18 protein-coding genes are annotated in these 22,776 nt (G+C 62.2%); 11 read left to right on the plus strand and 7 right to left on the minus strand.

Annotated features, from left to right (window positions below):
• The first annotated feature begins 76 nt into the window (after positions 1-76).
• The 3 genes from ACVWVP_RS13535 to ACVWVP_RS13545 all read left to right on the plus strand — a co-directional run bounded on the left by ACVWVP_RS13535 (position 77) and on the right by ACVWVP_RS13545 (position 2,246).
• Complete coding sequence (locus ACVWVP_RS13535; protein ID WP_457406439.1) at positions 77-1,240, plus strand: MFS transporter; 1,164 nt, start codon at positions 77-79, stop codon at positions 1,238-1,240.
• Positions 1,237-1,767 (plus strand): 1,2-dihydroxy-3-keto-5-methylthiopentene dioxygenase, encoded by a 531-nt coding sequence (locus ACVWVP_RS13540; RefSeq protein ID WP_457406441.1) that lies wholly within the window; start codon positions 1,237-1,239, stop codon positions 1,765-1,767. Before ACVWVP_RS13535 ends, ACVWVP_RS13540 begins: the two co-directional genes overlap by 4 nt.
• Positions 1,768-1,976: 209 nt before the next feature.
• A complete protein-coding gene (locus ACVWVP_RS13545; protein ID WP_178921372.1) occupies positions 1,977-2,246 on the plus strand; it encodes a response regulator transcription factor in 270 nt (89 codons plus the stop codon).
• A gap of 57 nt (positions 2,247-2,303) precedes the next feature.
• On the opposite strand, the gene ACVWVP_RS13550 is transcribed toward ACVWVP_RS13545, so the two are convergent.
• Positions 2,304-2,582, minus strand: a complete 279-nt coding sequence (locus ACVWVP_RS13550) for a DUF3509 domain-containing protein (RefSeq protein WP_016970113.1) — start codon at positions 2,580-2,582, stop codon at positions 2,304-2,306.
• Positions 2,583-2,988: 406 nt separating this feature from the next.
• Here ACVWVP_RS13550 and ACVWVP_RS13555 point away from each other — a divergent pair, with 406 nt between their 5' ends.
• From ACVWVP_RS13555 to ACVWVP_RS13575, 5 genes are all read left to right on the plus strand, one after another.
• Complete coding sequence (locus tag ACVWVP_RS13555; protein WP_457406444.1) at positions 2,989-4,815, plus strand: long-chain-acyl-CoA synthetase; 1,827 nt, start codon at positions 2,989-2,991, stop codon at positions 4,813-4,815.
• 110 nt (positions 4,816-4,925) lie between these two features.
• Positions 4,926-5,441: an ankyrin repeat domain-containing protein gene (locus ACVWVP_RS13560; RefSeq protein ID WP_457406445.1), complete on the plus strand. Its 516-nt coding sequence runs from the start codon at positions 4,926-4,928 to the stop codon at positions 5,439-5,441.
• Between the two features lie 41 nt (positions 5,442-5,482).
• Positions 5,483-6,013: a hypothetical protein gene (locus tag ACVWVP_RS13565; RefSeq protein WP_457406448.1), complete on the plus strand. Its 531-nt coding sequence runs from the start codon at positions 5,483-5,485 to the stop codon at positions 6,011-6,013.
• 68 nt (positions 6,014-6,081) lie between these two features.
• On the plus strand, positions 6,082-6,273 hold the full coding sequence (locus ACVWVP_RS13570; protein WP_003192770.1) for a PLDc N-terminal domain-containing protein: 192 nt from the start codon (positions 6,082-6,084) through the stop codon (positions 6,271-6,273).
• A gap of 423 nt (positions 6,274-6,696) precedes the next feature.
• The gene (locus tag ACVWVP_RS13575; RefSeq protein ID WP_178921379.1) at positions 6,697-8,787 is read left to right on the plus strand and encodes an LTA synthase family protein; all 2,091 of its coding nucleotides are present in this window, start codon (positions 6,697-6,699) and stop codon (positions 8,785-8,787) included.
• 54 nt (positions 8,788-8,841) lie between these two features.
• On the opposite strand, the gene ACVWVP_RS13580 is transcribed toward ACVWVP_RS13575, so the two are convergent.
• Positions 8,842-8,994, minus strand: coding sequence for a DUF3309 family protein (locus ACVWVP_RS13580; protein WP_015885095.1), 153 nt, complete (start codon positions 8,992-8,994; stop codon positions 8,842-8,844).
• A 326-nt stretch (positions 8,995-9,320) separates the two neighbouring features.
• Between ACVWVP_RS13580 and ACVWVP_RS13585 the strand changes: the two genes are divergently transcribed.
• Both ACVWVP_RS13585 and csrA read left to right on the plus strand, forming a co-directional pair.
• Positions 9,321-10,136, plus strand: a complete 816-nt coding sequence (locus ACVWVP_RS13585) for an SDR family oxidoreductase (RefSeq protein WP_178921381.1) — start codon at positions 9,321-9,323, stop codon at positions 10,134-10,136.
• A gap of 128 nt (positions 10,137-10,264) precedes the next feature.
• Positions 10,265-10,462 (plus strand): carbon storage regulator CsrA, encoded by a 198-nt coding sequence (csrA, locus tag ACVWVP_RS13590; protein ID WP_178921383.1) that lies wholly within the window; start codon positions 10,265-10,267, stop codon positions 10,460-10,462.
• Between the two features lie 7 nt (positions 10,463-10,469).
• Here csrA and ACVWVP_RS13595 read toward each other — a convergent pair whose 3' ends face one another.
• The 4 genes from ACVWVP_RS13595 to ACVWVP_RS13610 form a co-directional block, all read right to left on the minus strand.
• The gene (locus ACVWVP_RS13595; protein WP_457406451.1) at positions 10,470-10,697 is read right to left on the minus strand and encodes a YheU family protein; all 228 of its coding nucleotides are present in this window, start codon (positions 10,695-10,697) and stop codon (positions 10,470-10,472) included.
• Between the two features lie 69 nt (positions 10,698-10,766).
• Positions 10,767-11,951, minus strand: a complete 1,185-nt coding sequence (locus ACVWVP_RS13600; RefSeq protein ID WP_178921385.1) for an osmoprotectant NAGGN system M42 family peptidase — start codon at positions 11,949-11,951, stop codon at positions 10,767-10,769.
• 148 nt (positions 11,952-12,099) lie between these two features.
• Positions 12,100-13,833, minus strand: a complete 1,734-nt coding sequence (ngg, locus tag ACVWVP_RS13605) for an N-acetylglutaminylglutamine synthetase (protein ID WP_178921387.1) — start codon at positions 13,831-13,833, stop codon at positions 12,100-12,102.
• A 3-nt stretch (positions 13,834-13,836) separates the two neighbouring features.
• On the minus strand, positions 13,837-15,609 hold the full coding sequence (locus tag ACVWVP_RS13610) for an N-acetylglutaminylglutamine amidotransferase (protein ID WP_457406453.1): 1,773 nt from the start codon (positions 15,607-15,609) through the stop codon (positions 13,837-13,839).
• A 308-nt stretch (positions 15,610-15,917) separates the two neighbouring features.
• On the opposite strand from ACVWVP_RS13610, the gene ACVWVP_RS13615 reads away from it, so the two are divergent.
• Positions 15,918-20,768, plus strand: coding sequence for an NEL-type E3 ubiquitin ligase domain-containing protein (locus tag ACVWVP_RS13615; RefSeq protein WP_457406456.1), 4,851 nt, complete (start codon positions 15,918-15,920; stop codon positions 20,766-20,768).
• Here the strand turns inward: ACVWVP_RS13615 and mnmC are convergent, their stop codons facing one another.
• Positions 20,769-22,757, minus strand: a complete 1,989-nt coding sequence (mnmC, locus tag ACVWVP_RS13620) for a bifunctional tRNA (5-methylaminomethyl-2-thiouridine)(34)-methyltransferase MnmD/FAD-dependent 5-carboxymethylaminomethyl-2-thiouridine(34) oxidoreductase MnmC (protein WP_457406457.1) — start codon at positions 22,755-22,757, stop codon at positions 20,769-20,771.
• Between the last annotated feature and the right edge of the window lie 19 nt (positions 22,758-22,776).

Genomic DNA, 22,776 nt, shown 5'->3' on the forward strand with positions numbered 1-22,776 from the left:
CTCTGTGTGATGAGCGAGCTTGTTGTGGCGAGCGAGCTTGCTCGCGCTGGGCTGCGAAGCAGCCCCTTAATACACCATGACCCAAGCCCTCCCCTACTGGCGCCTCTCCAGCTTCTACCTCTTCTACTTCGCCCTGCTGGGCGCGACGGCACCGTTCCTGGCGCTGTATTTCGATCACCTGGGGTTCTCCAGCGCGCGCATCGGCGAGCTGGTGGCCATCCCCATGCTGATGCGTTGCGTGGCGCCCAACCTGTGGGGCTGGCTCGGGGACTACACCGGTCGGCGCCTGGCCATCGTGCGTTTCGGCGCGGTGTGCACCCTGGCCAGTTTTTCGCTGATCTTCGTCAGCAAGACCTACGCTTGGCTGGCGCTGGTGATGGCGCTGCATGCGTTCTTCTGGCACGCGGTGCTGCCGCAGTTTGAAGTGATCACCCTGGCCCACCTGTACAAACAGACCTCACGCTACAGCCAGGTGCGGCTGTGGGGCTCCATCGGTTTTATCCTCACCGTGGTCATCATGGGCCGTCTGTTCGATTGGCTGAGCCTGGACATCTACCCGGTGGTGGTCGTGGTGATCATGGCCGGTATCATCGGCGCCAGCCTGTGGGTACCAAACGCACAGCCCACCACCCACGGCAATCGCCTGGCCGGTGATGGTTTCCTCAAGCAACTGCTCAGCCCCGGCGTGCTGGCGTTCTATGCCTGCGTGGCGCTGATGCAACTGAGCCACGGCCCGTATTACACCTTCCTCACCCTGCACCTGGAACACCTGGGCTACAGCCGTGGTGTGATCGGTATGCTCTGGGCGCTGGGGGTGGTAGCTGAAGTGCTGATGTTCCTGGCCATGAGCCGTATTCTCACGCGCTTCTCCGTGCGCCGCGTGCTGCTGGCCAGCTTTCTGTTGGCCGCGCTGCGCTGGTTGTTGCTGGGCTCGTTTGCCGAATACCTGTGGGTATTGCTGCTGGCGCAAGTCATGCACGCCGCGACGTTCGGCAGTTTTCATGCGGCAGCGATTGCTTTTGTGCAACGCAGCTTCGGCGACCGCCAGCAAGGCCAGGGCCAGGCGTTGTATGCCGCGCTGGCCGGCACCGGTGGCGCGTTGGGCGCCCTGTATGCCGGCTACAGCTGGAACCTGCTGGGGCCGACCCTGACATTCAGTATCGCCAGCGTCGCGGCCCTGGCGGCCGCCGTTATCATTGGCCTGCGCTTGCAAGAGCCGAATAGAGGAACCGTGCAATGAGTTATGTCGCCGTTTATCACATCGCCACGCCTGATACCCCGAACAAGGTGCTCACCCACTTCGACGATATTGTGTCGACCCTGGCCGAGCACGGCGTGCGGTTCGAGCGTTGGCAGCCCAGCCCGATAGAGAAGGGCGCCAGCGCGGCTGAAATGATTGCGGCCTACCAGCCGCAGATCGACGCCCTGGGCTACCGCTCGGTCGAGCTGCTGAGTGTCACGGGCGACCACCCGCAAGCGGCCGAAATGCGCGCCCAGTTCCTGGATGAACGCCGCTACAGCGAAGACGATGCGCGTTTTTTCCTGGCTGGCCAGGGCCTGTTTTGCCTGCATGTGGGTGACTATGTCTACGCCGTGCGCTGCGAAAAGAATGATTTGCTGGTGATTCCGGCCGGCTTGCCTCACTGGTTCGACATGGGTGAAAACCCGCACTTCGTGGCACTGCGCATGTTCGATACAGCCCAAGGCTGGGTACCGATGTTCACCGGCGACACCCTGGCCTCGGGCTTTCCAGGGTTGGATGACTAGGCGCAAACGTAAGAATGATCAACCCCGGCCAGTTGGAAGTTGGTGTGGGAAGCGGCCTAACAATCTGTGAGACCCTGCTGTTTATTCGGCACCCTATGCTTTCATTCCTTTCATTATGTAACTCTCTCCTGCCCCTATGTTTATAACGTCTGTCAATCGGAGGAATCCGAAGATGGGCGGGGGCATCCGATAATAAGAAGGAGAGAGTCATGAGCGGCCCCGAGGATTCATGCCGTAAGCCGGTTACTGCGCCGATCGCGACAAGAAGGCGCCTGAGCCAGTCGGGCAAAACCCTTACGGTTAGAGAGCTTGAGATCTTGCGCTGGGCGGCAGAAGGGAAAACCGTCTGGGAAATCAGCCAGATTCGCGCGGTCTCCGAAGCCACCGTGAAGTTTCACCTGCGTAATATCTACGGCAAGCTGCAGGTCACCAATCGTGTGCAGGCAATGAACGAAGCGGCCCGCCTGGGGCTGTATTGAGGGCAAAAAAAGGGCCGCGACGCTCAACGGCGTCGCGGCCCTTTTTTGTGCCGGTGCTTAGGCCGAATGGTAAGTCGGCAGGGCAAAGCGGTTCTGGCTTTGCAGCATCGAAATCTGTGGCAGCTCGCTGGCTTGCTCGGCCAGGTCGCGGCGAATAGCGCTGATCACCCAGGTCAGTTGATCGGCGGTGTGCAGCTGTTGGTACGAGATCGAGCGCTTGACCTGTTTGCCTTCGCTGTTGCGCAGGGTCAACAGGATGCCGCCGTCCGGGCGCGGCTGGGTGGTGACGTCGTATTGGGAGAATACAGAAGCGAATTTATCTTGGATCAGGCTCATGTCTATCAGCTCCGTTGGCTCAAGTTGGCAAGCATGGAGTGATAGGTGCAGTGATTGTGCCAGTATTGGCTCTCTATAAAAAACCTTATAAATCAATTGCTTATAAAAATATGCGATTTTCGTTTTCGTGCAATTTGCATGAATGGCCATCGTGCATCCTGCATTTTGCGCTATCCGGGCCGGGTTTTTTCCGTGACGTCTCGGCGTCCTGTCCTTCTATCGACTGCTGCCTGCGGGGGTAATTCCATTTAACTGAACGCAGGGGTTCGGGATACAAAACTTTTCAAATCCCGCATGTACAGTCCAAGAATGGCTGGCGTATTTTCCTGCAAGACATTCGACCTCCTGCCTACAGAAGCGTCGCTGTTTCAGGATCCTACGAAGAATAAGAAAAAGGACGTTCCCCATGAGCCAACCGCCAAACGACATGATCACCTGGGGCATGATGCTGCGTAAGGTGCCCACCATTGTCCGGGCCCTGCCTCGGGTGGTGCGCGGCATGCGCGCGGCCAATGTCACCGACCCCGCGCAGCCCTGCGGCCTGGGCTGGCATTTTGAGCAGGCCACATTGCGCAACCCCGATGGCGTCGCGCTGCTGTATGCCGATACCTGCCTTACCTACCGTGAGGCTAACGGTCGCGCCAACCGCATTGCCCACTACCTGCATGACCAGGGCATCCGCAAGGGGGATGTGGTGGCGTTGTTCATCGAGAATCGCCCCGAATTGCTGCTCAGCGTCCTGGCCGTGGCCAAGCTGGGCGGTATCTGCGCCATGCTCAATACGGCGCAGACCCAGGCCGCGCTGGTGCACAGCCTGAACCTGGTGAGCCCGGCAGCGATTGTGGTGGGGGCGGAACTGGTGGCGTCCTATGAAGCGGTGTGTCATCAGGTGCAGATTCCCGCCGAGCACACCTGGTTTGTCGCCGACCAGCAGGCCAGCGCAGTGCCCGACGGCTATGTCGACCTGATCACCGCCAGCGCCGAGTCCCCGGCGGACAACCCGCCGAGCACCGCGCAAATCTTCTTCAACGACCCCTGCTTCTATATCTACACCTCCGGCACCACGGGGTTGCCCAAGGCCGGCATCATGAAGCATGGCCGCTGGACCAAGACCGCCGTCAGCTTCGGCAGCATTGCCCTGGACATGGGGCTGGAGGATGTCCTTTATTGCACCCTGCCGCTGTACCACGCCACCGGCCTGTGTGTGTGCTGGGGCTCGGCGATTGTCGGTGCGTCGGGGTTCGCCATCCGGCGCAAGTTCAGCGCCAGCCAGTTCTGGGATGATGCCCGCAGGTTCAAGGCCACCACCCTCGGTTATGTCGGTGAGTTGTGCCGCTACCTGCTCGACCAGCCCGCCAGCGAAAAAGACCGTGATCACAGCGTGACCAAGATGGTCGGCAACGGCCTGCGGCCTGGGGTGTGGGCGCAGTTCAAGGCGCGTCATGGCGTGGCGCATATCTGCGAGTTGTATGCCGCCAGCGACGGCAATATCGGCTTCACCAATATCTTGAATTTCGACAACACCGTCGGCTTTTGCCTGCAGCACTGGGCGCTGGTGGACTACGCCCACGACACGGGAGAGCCGGTGCGTGGCAGCGATGGTTTCATGCTGAAAGTGAAAAAAGGCGGGCAGGGCCTGTTGCTGGCCAGGATCGATGAAAAGTCACCCTATGACGGCTACACCGACCCGGAAAAGAACCGCAAGGTGATCCTCACCGACGTGTTCGAAAAGGGCGACCGCTACTTCAATACCGGCGACCTGGTGCGCAGCATCGGCTTTGGTCACGCGCAATTCGTCGACCGCCTGGGGGACACCTACCGCTGGAAGGGTGAAAACGTGTCCACAACCGAAGTCGAGAACGTGTTGCTGCAACACCCGCAGATCGCCGAAGTGGTGGCCTATGGCGTGGAGATCGAAAACACCAACGGCCGTGCCGGGATGGTCGCCATCACGCCGAGCGAGTCCCTGGCCTCACTGGACATGCGTGAATTGTTGCGGTTCGCCCACGGCCAGTTGCCCCACTATGCGGTGCCGCTGTTCCTGCGGATCAAGGTGAAGATGGAAACCACCGGCACGTTCAAGTACCAGAAGGTCAAGCTCAAGGAGGAGGCCTTTGACCCGGAGAAGGCGGGCAATGACCCGGTCTATGCGTGGCTGCCGGGTTCGGACTGCTACGTGCCGGTGACCGGTCAACTGTTGGCGCAGATTCAGGGTGGGCACTTTCGTTATTAAAGGCGGCGTTATTGATTCTGCCTATGGCCGCTTTTGACAAAAAAGCCATGACAGGTGGGAACTCCCTCGCGACACTGGGCGCCTATAAAGCACCAGACAAGGAGCCCCACATGTCAGACCACGCCAAACAAATGACCGAAGACGAAGCCGCCGAATTTGCCGAACAGGTCTTCGACGTGGCCCGCCGCGGCGACGCAGCCATGCTCGCAGCGTTGCTGGCCAAGGGCTTGCCCGCCAACTTCCGTAACCACAATGGCGACACGTTGCTGATGCTCGCGGCCTATCACGGCCACGCCGAGGCGGTGAAAGTGCTGCTGGAATTCAAGGCCGACCCACAGATCGCCAACGACAAGAACCAATTGCCCATGGCCGGTGCGGCGTTCAAGGGCAACCTGGCGGTGGTCAAGGCGCTGATTGAAGGCGGAGCGCCGGTGGATGCGGCCTCTTCCGACGGGCGTACGGCGTTGATGATGGCGGCGATGTTCAACCGTGTCGAAATGGTCGAGTACCTGCTCGGCCAGGGCGCCAACCCCAAGGCCGCTGATGCCCAGGGCGCCACCGCGTTGGCAGCGGCGCAAACCATGGGCGCGGTGGATACGGCGGCGCAGCTGCAGAAACTGGTGTAGGCTACGCGCCCTCGAAAACCCGCCCGCCACAGGATCGCTCCATGAAAACCGCCCTCGTCGAACTCATCAGCAAAATCAGCGCCGGCGTCATGGGCGAGGACGAAGTGGCGCGCATCGCCGATGAAGCGGCCCAGGCCTACGCCGACCCTGCGGCCTTTCTGGCGGCCAACCCGGATATCAACTACGACGACACCTTCCCTATTCCGCTGGGGGAGTGGGTCGTGGTCGGCAGCCTGCCCGATACCGTGCTGTTCCAGGCCGACACCTACGGCGACCTGTTCGCCCAGATCGTCGCCTCGTTCGGCCCTGGCGTGGCGTTCAACCTCAAGCCCAAGCAACTGGCCAAGGCCGAAGACCTCACGGCGCTCAACCGTATCCAGATCCAGATGAGCGCCCTCAGCCCGGAAGACGGTGGCTACGTGCTGCTCAACTTCAGCCAGTTGCTCGATGACGAAATCCAGGCCGTGCTGGTCTACGGCAACGACTTGCCGCGCGTGCTGGAGCTGTGTGCCGAAGTGGGCATCAAGGGCGAGCCATCGTTGGAAGCGTTGCGCATTGCCCTGCACGTCTGAAATAAAACGGAACCCCTGGCAGGGCTGACTATCCTACAAGTGCATGCCCCTCACTAAGGAGCGACACCATGGGTTCCACGTTTAATAGCCTGATCGGGCTGATCATTCTCGCCCTGGACATCTGGGCGATCATCAACGTGTTCAAAAGCGGCGCGAGCACGGGTGCCAAAGTGCTGTGGATCCTGTTGATCCTGTTGTTGCCGGTATTGGGCCTGATCATCTGGGCGATTGCCGGGCCGCGTGGCAACGTGCGGATCTGATCCCCCCTCGATTCGAAGCGGACACAGTCAATGTGGGCGCGGCGGTGCGACGATTCGACTTGCCCGCGAATGCGGTGGATCAGTGCCAGAAACTCAGGCTGACACACTGTTTTTGCGGGCGGCTCGTTCCCACATTGTTTTGTATGCGTCCAGAAATTTATGTGTCGAAATATTCGCTGCACAGAATTTTCACAACTCCCCTCGGATAATTCCCACGCTTCGACTCTCTGCCGGAAAGATCTTTTTCATGCCAGGGAAAACACCACAAAGAAGCGCTAATCCTCAGTAAACCATAGCGTTGCTGGCAGTGATGGGGCACCATTCGCGCCAAAGCGCCGCCTCTGTTTTCCTACATGCTTGAGTGTCGGTAGGAAGACGCTGCAATATTTCGCAACTTTAACTTCCAATGGGTCCTTAAACGACATGGCAAACCCGGACGCCCTGAGTCAGCAGCGAGCTTCTAATCGCTTGCTGCAACCGACCGTCAAATCCCATCTGGCGTACACGCTGCTCTGCGCACTGGTCATGATGGTGATGTTCTCCCTGCTGCGCCTTGCGCTGCTGGTCTACAACCGCGAGATGATCCTCGACACACCGGCCTCGACATTCCTGGAAGCGTTTGCCAACGGCCTGCGCCTGGATATCCGCCTGGTGATGTACGTGCTGGTGCCGCTGCTGTTGGCTCTGTTCAGCGTGCGGGCCATGGCGGCACGTGGGTTCTTCCGTTTGTGGCTGACCGTCGCGTCCAGCATTTGCCTGTTCCTGGGCCTGATGGAAATGGACTTCTACCGTGAGTTCCACCAGCGCCTCAATGGCCTGGTTTTCCAGTACGTGAAGGAAGACCCGAAAACCGTGATGAGCATGCTCTGGTACGGTTTCCCGGTGGTGCGCTACCTGCTGGCGTGGGCCGTAGGCACGCTGATCCTGAGCATCGCCTTCAAGGGCGCCGACCGTGCAACGCGCCCCCGTGGCCCGTTCAGTGGCGGCAGCATCGGCACCCGCCAAGTGGCGCCGTGGTACACACGCATTGCGGTGTTCGTGGTCTGCCTGTTGATCGCCGTGGTCGCCATCCGTGGCACCCTGCGCCAGGGCCCGCCACTGCGTTGGGGTGACGTCTACACCACCGAATCGAACTTCGCCAACCAACTGGGCCTCAACGGTACTCTGTCGCTGATCGCCGCCGCCAAGTCGCGTTTCTCCGAAGAGCGTTCCAACATCTGGAAGGCCACCCTGGAGCAGCCGCTGGCCACCCAGACCGTGCGCGACATGCTGGTACTGCCGGCCGAGAAGCTGGTGGACACCGACACCGCTGCCGTGCGCCGTGACTACACGCCACCGGCCGAGAAAACCCTGCCGATCAAGAACGTGGTGGTGATCCTGATGGAAAGCTTCGCCGGTCACTCGGTGGGCGCCTTGGGCCGTCCCGGCAACATCACGCCTTACTTCGACAAGCTGTCCAAGGAAGGCCTGCTGTTCGATCGCTTCTTCTCCAACGGCACCCACACCCACCAGGGTATGTTTGCCACCATGGCCTGCTTCCCGAACCTGCCGGGCTTCGAATACCTGATGCAAACCCCGGAAGGCAGCCACAAGCTGTCGGGCCTGCCGCAGCTGCTCAGCGCGCGCAAGTTTGACGACGTGTACGTCTATAACGGCGACTTTGCCTGGGACAACCAGTCGGGCTTCTTCAGCAACCAGGGCATGACCAACTTCATCGGCCGCAATGACTTCGTCAACCCGGTGTTCTCCGACCCGACGTGGGGCGTGTCCGACCAGGACATGTTCAACCGTGGCCTGGAAGAGCTGAAAACGCGCGGTGAAAGCGGCAAGCCGTTCTATGCGCTGCTGCAGACCCTGTCCAACCACACCCCGTATGCCTTGCCGACGCCTTTGCCGGTCGACAAGGTCACCGGCCGTGGCAGCCTGGACGAGCACTTGACCGCCATGCGCTACTCCGACTGGGCCTTGGGCCAGTTCTTCGAGAAGGCGCGCAAAGAGCCGTACTTCAAGGAAACCCTGTTCGTGGTGGTGGGTGACCACGGGTTTGGCAACGAGCAGCAGATCACCGAAATGGACCTGGGCCGTTTCAACGTGCCGATGCTGATGATCGCACCGGGTATCCAGGAAAAATTCGGCCAGCGTGACCACACCGTGGGCACTCAGATCGACATCGTGCCGACCATCATGGGCCGCCTCGGTGGCGACACCCTGCACCAGTGCTGGGGCCGTGACCTGCTGAACCTGCCGGAAGGCGACAAGGGCTTCGGCGTGATCAAGCCATCGGGCAGCGACCAGACCGTGGCCTTGCTCACTGCTGATCGCGTGCTGGTATTGCCCAAGGAAATGCCACCCAAGCTGTGGGAATACGAATTGGGTGAAAACCCCACGGGCAAAGTGATTCCTGAATCGCCGGACGAGGCGGCGCTTAAGCAGAAACTCGAGTCGTTCCTGCAAACCGCTACCAAGAGCCTGTTGGATAACACCGCGGGTGTGGTTGATGGCAAGCCGGACTAACTAATCGGCAATAAAAAAGAGGCCTCTTGGAGGCCTCTTTTTTTTGCCTGGGTTTTATATCCGACCGAGTAACAACAGCACCAGAAGCACCACCAGTACAACACCGAGGATACCCGAGGGGCCGTAACCCCAGTTACGCGAGTGCGGGAACACTGGCAGGCCACCGACCAGCAGGAGGATCAGGATAATGATCAGAATGAGGCTCATGGTTTATCTTCCTTATAGGCCTTCTGCAAAGACCGGTTATTTAAAGTAAGGTCCGTTTATTTACGAACGCCTTAACAACTCCGACTCTGGCACTTCGCAGAAAATTCACTATTTTTTTAAAGCATTTTGCACGCCGTGTTATTTCTTTTAATACGCTCGCAACTTCATCTGTCTAGTTGAAAATTATTGAACTTGCGCTATAGGCCGCCGTCGCACCCGGGCGCCGGTTTGCCTGAGGCATTCATCAATTGGATGGTACGTGGGTGTAGGAAAAACCTTCGCTACACTGCCGATCACTTCTTCCGTGAACCACAAGGCTACTTCCTATGCAAAATCGCATGATGATCACTGGCGCCGGGTCCGGCCTGGGTCGCGAAATCGCTCTGCGCTGGGCGCGCGAGGGTTGGCAACTGGCCTTGTCGGACGTCAGCGAGCCGGGCTTGCAGGAAACCCTGAAGCGGGTGCGCGAGGTCGGCGGTGACGGCTTTGTGCAGCGTTGCGACGTGCGCGACTACAGCCAGCTCACGGCATTTGCCCAGGCCTGCGAGGTCAAGCTCGGCGGTATCGATGTCATCGTCAACAACGCCGGCGTGGCCTCGGGCGGCTTCTTCGCCGAATTGTCCCTGGAGGACTGGGATTGGCAGATCGCAATCAACCTGATGGGCGTGGTCAAGGGCTGCAAGGCGTTCCTGCCGCTGCTGGAAAAGAGCAAGGGGCGCATCATCAACATCGCGTCGATGGCGGCCTTGATGCAAGGCCCGGCGATGAGCAACTACAACGTGGCCAAGGCCGGCGTGGTGGCTTTGTCGGAAAGCCTGCTGGTGGAGCTCAAGCAGCAGGAGGTGGGGGTGCACGTGGTCTGCCCGTCGTTCTTCCAGACCAACCTGCTGGATTCCTTCCGTGGGCCAACCCCGGCAATGAAAGCCCAGGTGGGCAAGTTGCTGGAAAGCTCGCCGATCTCAGCGGCCGATATCGCCGATTACATTTACCAGCAGGTGGCCCAGGGCGAGTTCATGATCCTGCCTCACGAGCAGGGCCGCATGGCCTGGGCGCTGAAGCAGAAAAACCCGCAGCTGCTGTACGACGAGATGACAAGCATGGCGGACAAGATGCGCGCCAAGGCCCAGGCAGCCAAAGGCTGATTGGGTCGCAGTCTGTCAGGTAAGTTACCTTGTGGTGTAGGTGCGGCCTGATTTGGCCGCAAGGCATTGATGCCCGCCTGCTCTAGCGCGCATGGTCAAGGTCCTGTCACTGAATAAGGACAACCGCCATGCTGGTCTTAAGCCGCGCCGTAGGCGAAGTCATCTCCATCGGCGATGACATCACCCTGCACATCCTCGAGTTGAATGGGCCCCAGGTGAAATTTGGTGTGGAAGCACCGACCGGGGTGCACGTGCACCGGGCCGAGGTGTATCAGAAAATCCTTGAGCGCCAGGGCACCGCTGCCCACGCGGTGCCCAACCCCTGAGCCTCCCTCAGTCGAGCAGATGCTTGGGCACATCGTGCTTGAGCATCAATTGGCATTGCTCGCTTTCAGGGTCGAACACGATCAGCGCCTGGCCCTTGGTCAGTGCCTGACGCACACGCAGAACACGGGTTTCCAGGGGCGTTTCATCGCCGTTGTCGGTGCCGTCGCGGGTGACGAAGTCTTCGATGAGGCGGGTCAGGGTGTCGACTTCAAGTGCGTCGTAGGGAATCAGCATACAAGCCTCGGGTAGTGAGTCCCGGCGATCCTACTGCGCCGGGGCTCTTGTGACCAGCAGTTGCCCGTGTCAGGACTTCTGTCCGACCAGGCTGTCCACCGACGGCACTCGCGTGTCGCTCTCCATCTGTGTCTCATGTTCCAGCTGGTGGCTGAACCGGTCCAGGGAGCCCTGGGCGGGCTGCGCATCGCTGGCGAACACGGGTGGGCTGAGGATGTAGGCCCCCAGCAAGCGGCTCAGCGCCGCAAGGCTGTCGATGTGCGTGCGCTCGTAACCGTGGGTCGCATCGCAACCGAATGCCAGCAAGGCAGTGCGGATATCGTGCCCGGCCGTGACCGCCGAATGCGCATCGCTGAAGTAATAACGGAACAGGTCTCGACGCACCGGCAGCTCGTTGTCCGAGGCCAGGCGCAGCAGGTGACGGGACAGGTGATAGTCATAAGGGCCACCGGAATCCTGCATCGCCACACTCACCGCATGTTCGCTGGAATGTTGCCCGGGGGCGACCGGGGCGATGTCGATGCCGACAAACTCACTCACGTCCCATGGCAAGGCGGCTGCCGCGCCGCTGCCGGTTTCCTCGGTGATGGTGAACAGCGGGTGGCAGTCGATCAGCAAGGGCTCGCCGCTGTCGACGATCGCCTTGAGCGCGGCGAGCAGGGCGGCCACGCCGGCCTTGTCGTCGAGGTGACGGGCGCTGATGTGCCCGCTTTCGGTAAATTCGGGCAGGGGGTCGAAGGCCACGTAGTCACCGATGCCGATCCCCAGGGAGTCGCAGTCGGCGCGGGTGGCGCAGTAGGCATCCAGGCGCAGCTCCACGTGGTCCCAGCTCACCGGCATTTCATCCACGGCGGTGTTGAACGCATGCCCGGAGGCCATCAGCGGCAGCACGCTGCCCCGGATCACGCCGTTATCGGTGAACAGGCTGACGCGGCTGCCCTCGGCAAAGCGGCTCGACCAGCAGCCCACCGGGGCCAGGCTCAGCCGGCCATTGTCCTTGATGGCGCGCACGGCGGCACCGATGGTGTCCAAGTGTGCCGACACCGCGCGGTCGGGGCTGTTCTTCTGGCCTTTGAGGGTGGCGCGAATGGTGCCGCGCCGGGTCATTTCAAAGGGGATGCCCAGTTCTTCCAGGCGCTCGGCGACGTAGCGCACGATGGTGTCGGTGAACCCGGTGGGGCTGGGGATGGCGAGCATTTCCAGCAGCACTTTCTGCAGGTAGTTGAGATCGGGTTCGGGGATGGTTCGGCTCATAAAGACTCCTATTGGCTTGTCAGGATGTAGTGCCTGTAAAGGCCTCATCGCGGGCAAGCCCGGCTCCCACAGGTGATCGCATTCCAATGTGGGAGCTGGCTTGCCTGCGATAGGGCCAGTGCAGGCACCCCACCTCTCAAGCAGTCAGCTAACTGTGGGGAAACAGCAGGTCCACAAACCGCTCAGCCGTTGGCTGCGGCTCATGGTTGGCCAGTCCGGCCCGTTCGTTGGCTTCGATAAACACGTACTCGGGTTGATCGGCGGCCGGCACCATGAGGTCCAGGCCCACCATGGGGATATCCAGTGCACGGGCGGCACGCACGGCGGCGTCCACCAGCGTGGGGTGCAGGATCGCGGTGACGTCCTCCAGGCAGCCCCCGGTGTGCAGGTTGGCGGTGCGGCGCACGGCCAGGGTCTGGCCACGTGGCAGAATGCTGCTGTAGTCGTAACCGGCCGCGTGGAGGGTGCGCTGGGTTTCGGCGTCGAGGGGGATCTTGCTCTCGCCATCGGTGGCCGCCTGGCGGCGCCGGCTCTGGGCCTCGATCAGCGCGCCAATGGAGTGATGACCGTCGCCGGTCACCTCGGCCGGACGGCGGATCGCGGCGGCGACCACCTCAAAACCGATCACCAGGATGCGCAGGTCCAGGCCTTCATGAAAGCTTTCCAGCAGCACGCGGCTGTCGAACTGGCGCGCCGCTTCAATGGCTTTCTGCACCTCTTCGATGTTCTGCAGGTCCACTGCCACACCCTGGCCCTGCTCGCCATCGAGTGGCTTGACCACGATGCGCTGGTGCTCGTCGAGAAACTCCAGGTTGTCATCGGCACTGCCCGCCAATTGCTGCGACGGCAGTTTCAAACCGGCGGCCTTGAGCACCTTGTGAGTCAAACTCTTGTCCTGACAAAGGGTCATGCTGATGGCGCTGGTCAGGTCGCTCAACGACTCGCGGCAGCGCACACGGCGCCCGCCGTGGCTCAAGGTGAACAGGCCGGCATCGGCGTCGTCCACCTGCACATCGATGCCGCGCCGATGGGCTTCCTCGACGATGATCCGCGCATAGGGGTTGAACCCTGCCTGGGGGCCCGGGCCAAGGAACAACGGCTGGTTGATGCCGTTCTTGCGCTTGATCGCAAAGGTGGTCAGTGCACGAAAACCGAGCTTGGCGTAGAGGCTCTTGGCCTGGCGGTTATCGTGCAACACCGACAGGTCCAGGTAGCTCAGGCCACGGCTCATGAAATGCTCCACCAGGTGACGCACCAGTACCTCACCGACGCCTGGGCGCGTGCATTGCGGATCGACCGCCAGGCACCACAGGCTGCAACCGTTTTCCGGGTCATGGAAGGCCTTCTGGTGGTTGAGACCCATCACGCTGCCGATCACCGCGCCGCTGTCTTCGTCTTCGGCCAGCCAGTACACCGGGCCACCTTGATGGCGCGGCGTAAGGCGTTCAGCGTCCACCGGCAACATGCCGCGTCCCTGGTACAGCTGGTTGACCGCTGCCCAATCCGCCTCGGTCTGCACCCGGCGAATGCGAAAGCCGCGAAACACCCGGGTGGCCGGGCGGTAGTCGGTGAACCACAGGCGCAGGGTGTCGGAGGGGTCGAGGAACAGTTGCTGCGGGTCGATCCCCAGGATCTGCTGGGGCGCGGCCACGTACAACGCGATATCCCGCTCTCCGGGCTGCTCGTTGAGCAGCTCCTGGGCCAGGCTCGCAGGGTCTGGGAAGGTATGCCCGATCAGCAACCGGCCCCAACCGCAGTGCACGGCAATCGGTTCGGCGCTCGAAGGACTGCCGTCTTCGGCCAGCCGGGCTTGCAGGCGCTCGTAGGAGGGCGCCTGGCCCTTGAGCAGGCGTTGGCTGTAAGCCGCTGCATGGGGTTTCATCGATCAGATTCCTTGTTCACTGAGCCACAGGTTCAGCGCCGCCAGTTGCCACAGCTTGGAGCCGCGCAGCGGTGTCAGTTGGCCTTGCGGGTCGGTGAGCAGGCGGTCGAGCATCGCAGGGTTGAACAGGCCACGATCCTGACTCGGGTCCAGCAGCAGTTCGCGCACCCAGTTCAGGGTGTCGCCTTGCAAATGCTTGAGGCCCGGCACCGGGAAATAGCCCTTCTTGCGGTCGATGACTTCACTGGGGATGACCCGGCGCGCGGCTTCTTTCAACACCTGTTTGCCGCCATCGGGCAGCTTGAACTTACCCGGCACACGGGCCGAGAGTTCCACCAGGCGGTAATCGAGAAACGGCGTGCGCGCTTCCAGGCCCCAGGCCATGGTCATGTTGTCGACGCGTTTGACCGGGTCGTCCACCAGCATCACCGTGCTGTCCAGGCGCAGGGCCTTGTCCACCGACGCATTGGCACCCGGCATCGCGAAATGCTCGCGCACGAAGTCACCGGCCGCGTCGTTGGCGGTCAGCCACTTAGGCGCGACGGTGGCAGCGTAGTCGTCGTAGCTGCGATCAAAGAACGCCTCGCGGTACGCCGCATACGGATCGCTGGCGCCGTCCACCTGCGGGTACCAGTGGTAACCGGCGAACAGCTCATCGGCGCCCTGGCCGCTTTGCACCACCTTGCAATGCTTGGCCACTTCCCGCGACAGCAGGTAGAAGGCGATGCAGTCGTGGCTGACCATCGGCTCGCTCATGGCACGGAACGCGGCTGGCAGTTGCTCGATGATCTCGCGTTCGGCAATCCGCAACTGGTGATGGCGTGTGCCGTAGTGCTTGGCGATCAGGTCCGAATACTGGAACTCGTCACCGCGCTCGCCGCCGGCGTCTTCAAAGCCGATGGAGAAGGTCGACAGGTCTTCCACGCCGACTTCGCGCAACAGGCCGACGAGCATGCTCGAATCCACACCGCCTGACAGCAGCACGCCCACGTCCACCGCCGCACGTTGGCGGATGGCCACGGCTTCGCGGGTGCTGTCCAGGACGCGGTCGGTCCAGTCTTCCAGCGTCAGGTGCTTTTCGTCTTCACGCGGGCCGTAAGGCAGGGTCCACCAGGTTTTCTGTTCGGTCTTGCCGCTGGCGTCGATGCGCATCCAACTGGCCGGTGGCAGTTTTTCAATGCCCGCCAGCAGGGTACGCGGGGCCGGCACCACGGCGTGGAAGTTCAGGTAATGGTTGAGCGCCACCGGATCGAGGATCGGGTTGATATCGCCGCCCTTGAGCAAGGCTGGCAGTGTGGAAGCAAATCGCAGGCGCTGGCCGGTGCGCGACAGGTACAACGGCTTCACGCCGAGACGGTCGCGGGCAATGAACAGCCGCTGAGCGTCACGCTCCCAGATGGCAAAGGCAAACATGCCGTTGAGCTTGGGCAGCAGGGCTTCGCCCCAGGCGTGGTAACCCTTGAGCAGCACTTCGGTGTCGCCACCGGAATAGAAGGCGTAGCCCAGGGCTTCCAGCTCTTCTCGCAGTTCCGGGAAGTTGTAGATGGCGCCGTTGAAGGCCAAGGACAGGCCCAGGTGGGCGTCGACCATCGGTTGGGCCGAGCCGTCCGACAGGTCCATGATTTTCAGGCGTCGGTGGCCCAGGGCAATCGGCCCTTGGGCGTGGAAGCCCCAGGCGTCGGGGCCACGGGGGGCCAAATGATGGGTGATGCGCTCAATCGCAGCCAGGTCGGCAGGTTGGGCATCGAAACGTAATTCTCCAGCTAATCCGCACATAAATTCCTTACCGGTTTTTCCGTTGGGGAGGTTTTTAAACTCAATACGCCCTGAGGGCGCGTACCCAGAAACTGACCCAGTGCTATCCGTGGAGTTTTAGACCGATAAGTTATAAGGCACATAGCCGTAGGCGCCGCGACTGCTGTGCAGGCGTTGCGCGGGCTGCACACCTGTGGCGGTAACAGCTGCTGGTTTAGAACCAGAATCTTGAGCATGTGGGCGCGCAAAGCATGGGAATTTGAATCTTTCAGGGCGACAGCCGGGCTTATCGTATCCGGTCATCATTGACGGCATGAGGGACGGTTGGGATGACTGAAACACGAGATGTACAGGCGCTGGTTGCGCCGATGACCGCCGATGAGCTGGACGCGGGGTTGCTGGAGATCACCGGCGACCTGGACAAGGCCCGGGTGTTGCGCGAGCGACTGCCGCTGTGGATGGTTCAAGCGCCACCGCAGACGCTGTCGGCCATCGAGCAGGCGCACAGTCACAGTGAAACGTCGAGAAGGGAATTGACCGAACGCCTGCGCGCGCTGCAGCCACTGGACCGTTTTTGCGCGGAAAAACTGCGCGCTTACCTGATCGCCCAGGGGCATATCGGGCTGGATGTGCGCCTCGATTACCTGGAGCGATCCCGACGCCAACCCTTCGGAGTGGGGCTCTACGTCACCGGCGTTTTGCTGGAAACGGCGAGAGTGGAAAGGCCCAGCCTGTTGCAGGCGGCCATGCAGAACTTCACGGCCGCGGAAGCCGAACCCGGTGGGTTGCCGGACGATACCGTGATTCGCCGGGGCGAGGACGCAAGCCTGGCGCCTGGAATGACCGCGCGGCAGTTCGTGGGCTATTGCCGCGCACTGGACCTGGGCAGTGCCTACCAGGCCCATCTGCGAGAAGTGTTCAGTTTGCCGGCCCCCGGTGAACCTCCACTGGGGCTGAGCTACAACGCGATGGCGGTGGCCGTGGGTTCGGTCAAGCGTTCAGACGTACTGATCGACCTGCATATTGCCCTGGGCAAGCAACATATCAGCGCGGCCATCCATGCCCGGTTGCTGTCGTTGATCAACGCCGATGTTCCGGCCGGCCAGGTCGTCCAGGCGACGGCCGCGCAAACGCCTCTGATCTGGCAAGGCTTGAACATCGACGGCGCCTGCCTGTGGAGCGTCGTGGTGTTCGGCGAGGCTTCGCCGGGCGAGTTGCCGGCCAGAGACCTGATCGTCTACATGCCCAATGAACCCGTACGCCCCTGGTATGAGTACCCGTCCCTACAGGATTTCGAGCAATACCTCACCCTGAAATTGCAGGTGGCCTCGTATCGACAGGTGTTCGGGCAATACCTGGACGAATCCGAGCGCCTGAATTTTTTCACGCAGTTTGATCAGCGCCAGGCCTTGGGCGCCATTACGGCGGTGCCGGTGCTCAGTAACCTCAGCGATTTTTTCTTTCGTGCCTATGTCGGCAAGCTCCAGTTGGACGCCCGGTTGCTGGCCGTACCCGTCGAGCAGGTGGATGAAGATGCCCGGCAACAACGCTGGCTGGATTACCTCGGCGTTGGGTTGGACGTGTTGAATGTGGCGTCCTTCGTCGTGCCGGTGCTGGGGCAATTGATGATGGGCGTGGCCATTGGGCAGCTGCTGGGGGAGGTGTTCGACGGGGTCGAGGACTGGAGCCACCACGACAACGCCCAGGCGCTCCGGCATCTGGTGAACGTGGTGGAGGACATTGCGGCCATGGTGCTGTTTGCGGCAGGAGGGCGCGTGGTGGGTTCGCTCAAGCGTAGCCTGAGTGCCTCGACACCCTTTTTCGACGGGGTGGAGGCGGTCAGGCATGTGGATGGCCAGCCACGCCTGTGGCGCCCACGCCTTTCATCGTACCGGCCGGGGGTGGACCTGCAGGTGCCCAGGGTCAATAACAGTCGCGGGGTGTACCAGGCCAATGGCAAGTCTTACATCCGCATGGATGGGCACGTCTATGACATCAGCTATGACCCCGCCATCGGCCTGTGGCGGATCAACCATCCGCGGAACCCGAAGGCGTATCGGCCGCCGCTCAAACATAACCACCAGGGCGGATGGCAGCAAACTCACGAGCGTCCGCAAAGCTGGACCGACCCTGTGTATCACCTCCGGCGCCTTGCACCAGGTCTGGCCGACGTGCCTGCCGAAAGCCTGCAGCGTATTGCAGCCATCAACCAGGTCGACCTGGAGGTGCTGCAGCAGTGGGCGCAGGATCACCAGGCGCTGCCACAACGCTTCCAGGACGGCGTGGCCCGATGGCGCCAGCACCGCAAGGTGCTGGACCTGATCGAGACCCTGGAAAACGGCCACGCCCCGGATCCCGTCACCGCACGCACCCAGATTCTGGCCCTGGCGCTGATGCCCGGGTGGCCGGAAGGGCGTTTCTTTGAGGTGTTGGACGAAGAGGGCTACCTGTTGGTCAGCTACCCGGACCTGGCGCCGTTCGACTACGAAGACCGGAGCATCCATATCACCGAGCAGCAACTCAGGGACGGCCAGGTCACCGACACCTTGCTGCTGGCCTTGACCGAGGATGAGCGCCATACGCTGCTGGGGCAAACCGTTGAACTCAAGGAGGCGCCGGCGTTGCTCACACGCCGTTTGCTGGACACCGTGAAAGATCAGCACCACGTCCTCTATCGCAAACTGTATGAACACTACAATGGCTTCGCCTTTGGCGAATGGGCGGCCCTGTGTGCGCACTTTCCACGTTTGCCGCGTCGCGTCGCCTGGGAATTGTTCTGCGATGCCCCTGGGGTGGAACGTCATTACCTGCGCAAAACCGGCCGAGTGTCACTGGGGTTGGCGCAGCGCAGCCGAGTGATGCTCGACCTGATCGATGAGGACCAGGCCCTGATGGGCCTGTACTGGCCTGAGTTGGCCGATGCGTCGACCCGGCGCGCGGTGTTCGGCATGCTCGGGCGCCTGGCGCATTGGCCCAAGGACCTGCTGCTGCAACTGCGCGAGGGAAGCCTGGCCGGGCCTGTGCTGGATCAGGTCGGCGCTGCCACTGCCGCAGTGCGCCGGACGATCTTGCACACGGCCGAGGGCTTCCAGGCCTTCGATGAGCGCGCAGCAGACCTCAATACCCGCGTCAACGGGCCCGATGGCCTGCTCCAGGCCGTGGTGGATTGTCTGTCGGCCGCCGAGCGCCGGACGATGAACCTGGTGGGTGAGCAGTCGGTCGATCACCTGCGCAGCCAGTTACGCTTCAAGAGTCAGGATGAACGTGGGCGCATTGCGCGTTACCTGTGGCCTGAACGGGTGCAGATGGAAGAGGACGAGCCCGTTGTGTGCATTCAAAGCCAGTTGCAAGGCAAGCCCGGCCCCGCGGTCGAGTTTGCTCCGGCGCTGGTGCGCAAGGTCGGCAAGCTTTACCCGGGCATGTCTCCGGCACAGATCTGCGTGTTCCTGCAGGGGGCAGGCCACGATCACTTGAGCCGCGCCAAGGCTGTCCAGGGGCTGGAGGTGGAACTGGGCGCGCTGCAGCAGGCACTCAAACGCTGGGCCAGCGACCGTCGTGGCCACACAGACGCCGATGGCCCCTTGTTGGACTACCGCCTGCGACGTGCCCAGGCCAGTAAAGCCATAGAGCGTTGCTGGCGCGGCCAATTCATCGTGCATGACGCGCAGCGTCTCGATGTGCCCGGCTTGACGCTGGATGGCATGACACTGGGCAGCCTGCCGCCTCTGCCGCCCCAGGTGCGTTTCGACAGGGCCCGGCAGGTGTCCCTGCGCAACATGGAGTTGGGCGATGACGTGACCTACTTTCTCAAGCACTTCACTCGCCTGCGTTCGGTGGACCTGGCGGACAATCGGCTGACGCGCCTGCCAGAGGCGCTGTCCCTGATGCCCGATCTCGACCATCTGCGCCTGGCTCGCAACCGCCTGCAACTGACCCAGCACACGCGCAAGAAACTCGCCGAAATGCGTGGCCTGAAAAGCCTCGACCTGGCTGGCAACCCGCTGATCGACTCCCCGGATGTAGGCCAGTTGCGGGGCTTGCGCGAATTGATCCTGCGGGACTGCCGGCTCAAGGACTTTCCCGCCAGTGCCCGTGGCTTACCCTATCTGGAACAGGTTGACCTGCGCGAAAACGACATCGCCGAGTTGCCCGACTGGCTGCTGGCGTTGCCCCGGGAGAGGGCTCGGGCGTTCAACCTGCGCCATAACCCGTTGTCCACCGTCAGCCGCGCGGCGCTGGGCGACTACCGTCAGCGCGTGGGTGTCGGCATGGGGTTCCTTGAAGATGACATCAGTCGTTTGAACGAACAGCGGGCCCGGGATACTTGGCTGGCGGATGAGCATGTGGCGGATTACGCCGACAAGGACCTGGCCTGGTCCGGCCTTAAAAACGAACCCGGCAGTGACGGGTTATTCACCTTGCTGGCTGAACTGGGCCATACCTCGGATGCCCGGCAGGTGCGTGAGGACATGAGCCGACGGGTGTGGCAGGTACTCGACGCTACGGCGGCCGATGCCGATCTGCGTGAAGAGATTTTTCAGCGCGCGGCCACGCCCCTCAATTGCGACGATGCGGTGTCCGTGAATTTCAGCAGCCTGGAAGTGCTGGTGGAAATCCATCAGGCGTCGCGTGCGATCAATGGCAAACCCCTGACTGCCAAGCCGCTGTTGAAATTGGCCAAGGGCTTGTTTCGACTCGACCAGTTGGAACACATCGCCCGGCGTCATAGCCTGGAGCACCCGGGCGCCGACCCGTTGGAGGTCAGCCTGGCGTTTCGCACCGGGCTGAAGGGCGTCGTGTATCTGCCAGGGCAGCCCCAGGGCATGCTCCACAGCGATTTGGCCAAGGTTTCGCGCACGGCACTCGACCAGGCGCAACTGGATCTCAAAGCCGCAGAGCTGTCACCGGCGCTGTTGAAGTACATCGTCGAATTGCCGTTCTGGCGGGAGTATTTGAAGCGCACCCATGCCAGCCGTTTCGAGGCGTTGAATGCGCCATTCAGCCAACGTATGCAAGACGTCTTCGACAACGCGCTGGAACTGCAGGATGCCGAGTATCGCGCGCGCATGAACGAGGTCCATAGGGATCAGCGCCAGGCCGAAGTCAGGGAAGTCGAAACCCTGACTCAGGATGCGTTGCGCCTGGACGACTTCAGCCTGTGCGCGCCGTCGGCCAGTTGATCAACGCGCTGGCGCCTTGCCACGGATCAACGTGCGCAAGGCAAACCGGTTCGGATGGCACGCCTCGGCGACACTGGCCGGCACGGGCAGCGGTTCGTCATTGAGCCAGGCTGCCAGCAGTTCGCCGCACAACGGTGCGGTGATCAGCCCGCGCGAGCCATGGCCACTGTTGATGTACAGGCCAGGCAGCCAGGGGCAGGGAGTGTCCGGCACTTGCCGGGCATCCTTGCCCAGTACGGCATAGGCCTGGTTGAACGCAGTGAAATCGGCCAGTGGCCCGACGATGGGCAGGTAGTCGGGGCTGGTGCAACGAAACGCGGCGCGGCCTTCCATGTGTTCGGGCGCCAGGGTTTCGGCGCCCAGGCGATGCAGCAAGTCTTCGGAGATCTCCCGCAGCATCGTCAGGTTGCCCGCGTGCTCGGCGGCTGTGGGTGTCAGGTCGTCGTTCTTGAAGTCGAAACTGGCGCCGAGGGTATGCTCTCCCAGGCGTGCCGGCGCGACGTACCCTTCGGCGCACACCACCGTAGTCAACGCTTCGCTCGCCGGGGTTTGCGCCAGCCGCGTGATCTGCCCGCGAATGCGTTTGAGGGGTAGCTCGCGGCTGGCGGGGAACTGTCTGATCTCGGCGGCGCCGGCCAGTACCACCACGCTGGCGCTGGCCAGCAGCGTGTCGCCGTCATGGGCCTGCCACTGCTGATCGACGCGCTGCAACTCGACGGCATGGTGATGGGTGAGGACATTGATCAACGGGTGCGTCGCCTGCCATTGGCACAGCGCCGGCGGGTGGACCCAGCCACCTTCGGGGAAAAACAGCCCACCGTGGGCCAGCTCGATGCCGGCTTGTCGCTGAGCCTGGTCGCGGTCCAACAGGTGCAGCAGCTCAGGCGCAAAGGCCTCGGCCAGTTGCGCCTGACGCTCAGCTTCCTTGGCGTCGAACGCCAGTTGCAACACGCCGCAGCCCTCCCAGTCGAGACCCCGGTGCAGGTGTTCCAGCAGACGCCGGGTGTGGCCGAAACCACTCAGGATCAATTGCGACAACGCCGTGCCGTGGGCCGACAGCTTGAGGTACAGCACACCCTGGGGGTTGCCTGAGGCTTCCTGGGCTAGGGCGGCATGCCGCTCCAGCAGACTGACACGCCAGCCACGGGCGGCGAGGCTGGCCGCGGTGGCGCAACCGGCCAGGCCGCCGCCGATGACCATGGCATGGCGTTCGCCATCGAGTGCCGGCGGGCGTGAGAACCAGGGTTTGGCGGGCGGCGGCGCAGGTGCTTGCGAGGGCCAGCCGAGGAACTCACCGCGCAGGATCTCCCACTTGTGGCCGATGCCTGGCGTGCGCTTCATCTTGAAACCGGCCGCATTGATCAAGCGGCGAACCCAGCCGGTGCTGGTGAAGGTGCTGATGGTCGAGCCGGGGGCTGCCAGGCGTGCCAGTTGGGCGAACAGCTCGGCGGTCCACATCTCAGGGTTTTTTGCCGGGGCGAAGCCGTCGAGAAACCATGCATCGATTTGCGCGTCCAGCTGCGGCAATTGCTCCAGCACGTCGCCGATCAACAGGGTCAGCGTTACGCGGCCGTTGTCCAGCACCAGGCGTTGGAAGCCCTGGTGGATGGCGATGTACTGCGCCAGCAATTGCTCGGCAAAGGGTTGCAGCTCGGGCCAGAGGGCGAGGGCCCGTTGCAGGTCGGCGTGGCTCAGCGGGTATTTCTCCACGCTGACAAAATGCAGGTGCGCACCGGCCACCGCCTGCTGCTCGAACAATTGCCAGGCGCACAGGAAATTCAAGCCGGTGCCGAACCCCGTTTCACCAATCACCAGTCTCCCGCCCACCGGCAAAGCCGCAAAGCGCTCCTGCAAGCGGTTTTGTTCAAGGAACACATAGCGGGTTTCTTCAAGGCCGGACTTGTCGGAGAAGTACACATCGTCGAAGACCCGCGAGTGCGGGCGGCCTTGTTCGTCCCAGTCGAGCTGGGCAGGGGTGATGGGGGTCATGGGCGGCTCGGTAAAGGCA

The organism is Pseudomonas sp. TE24901, assembly GCF_054058375.1.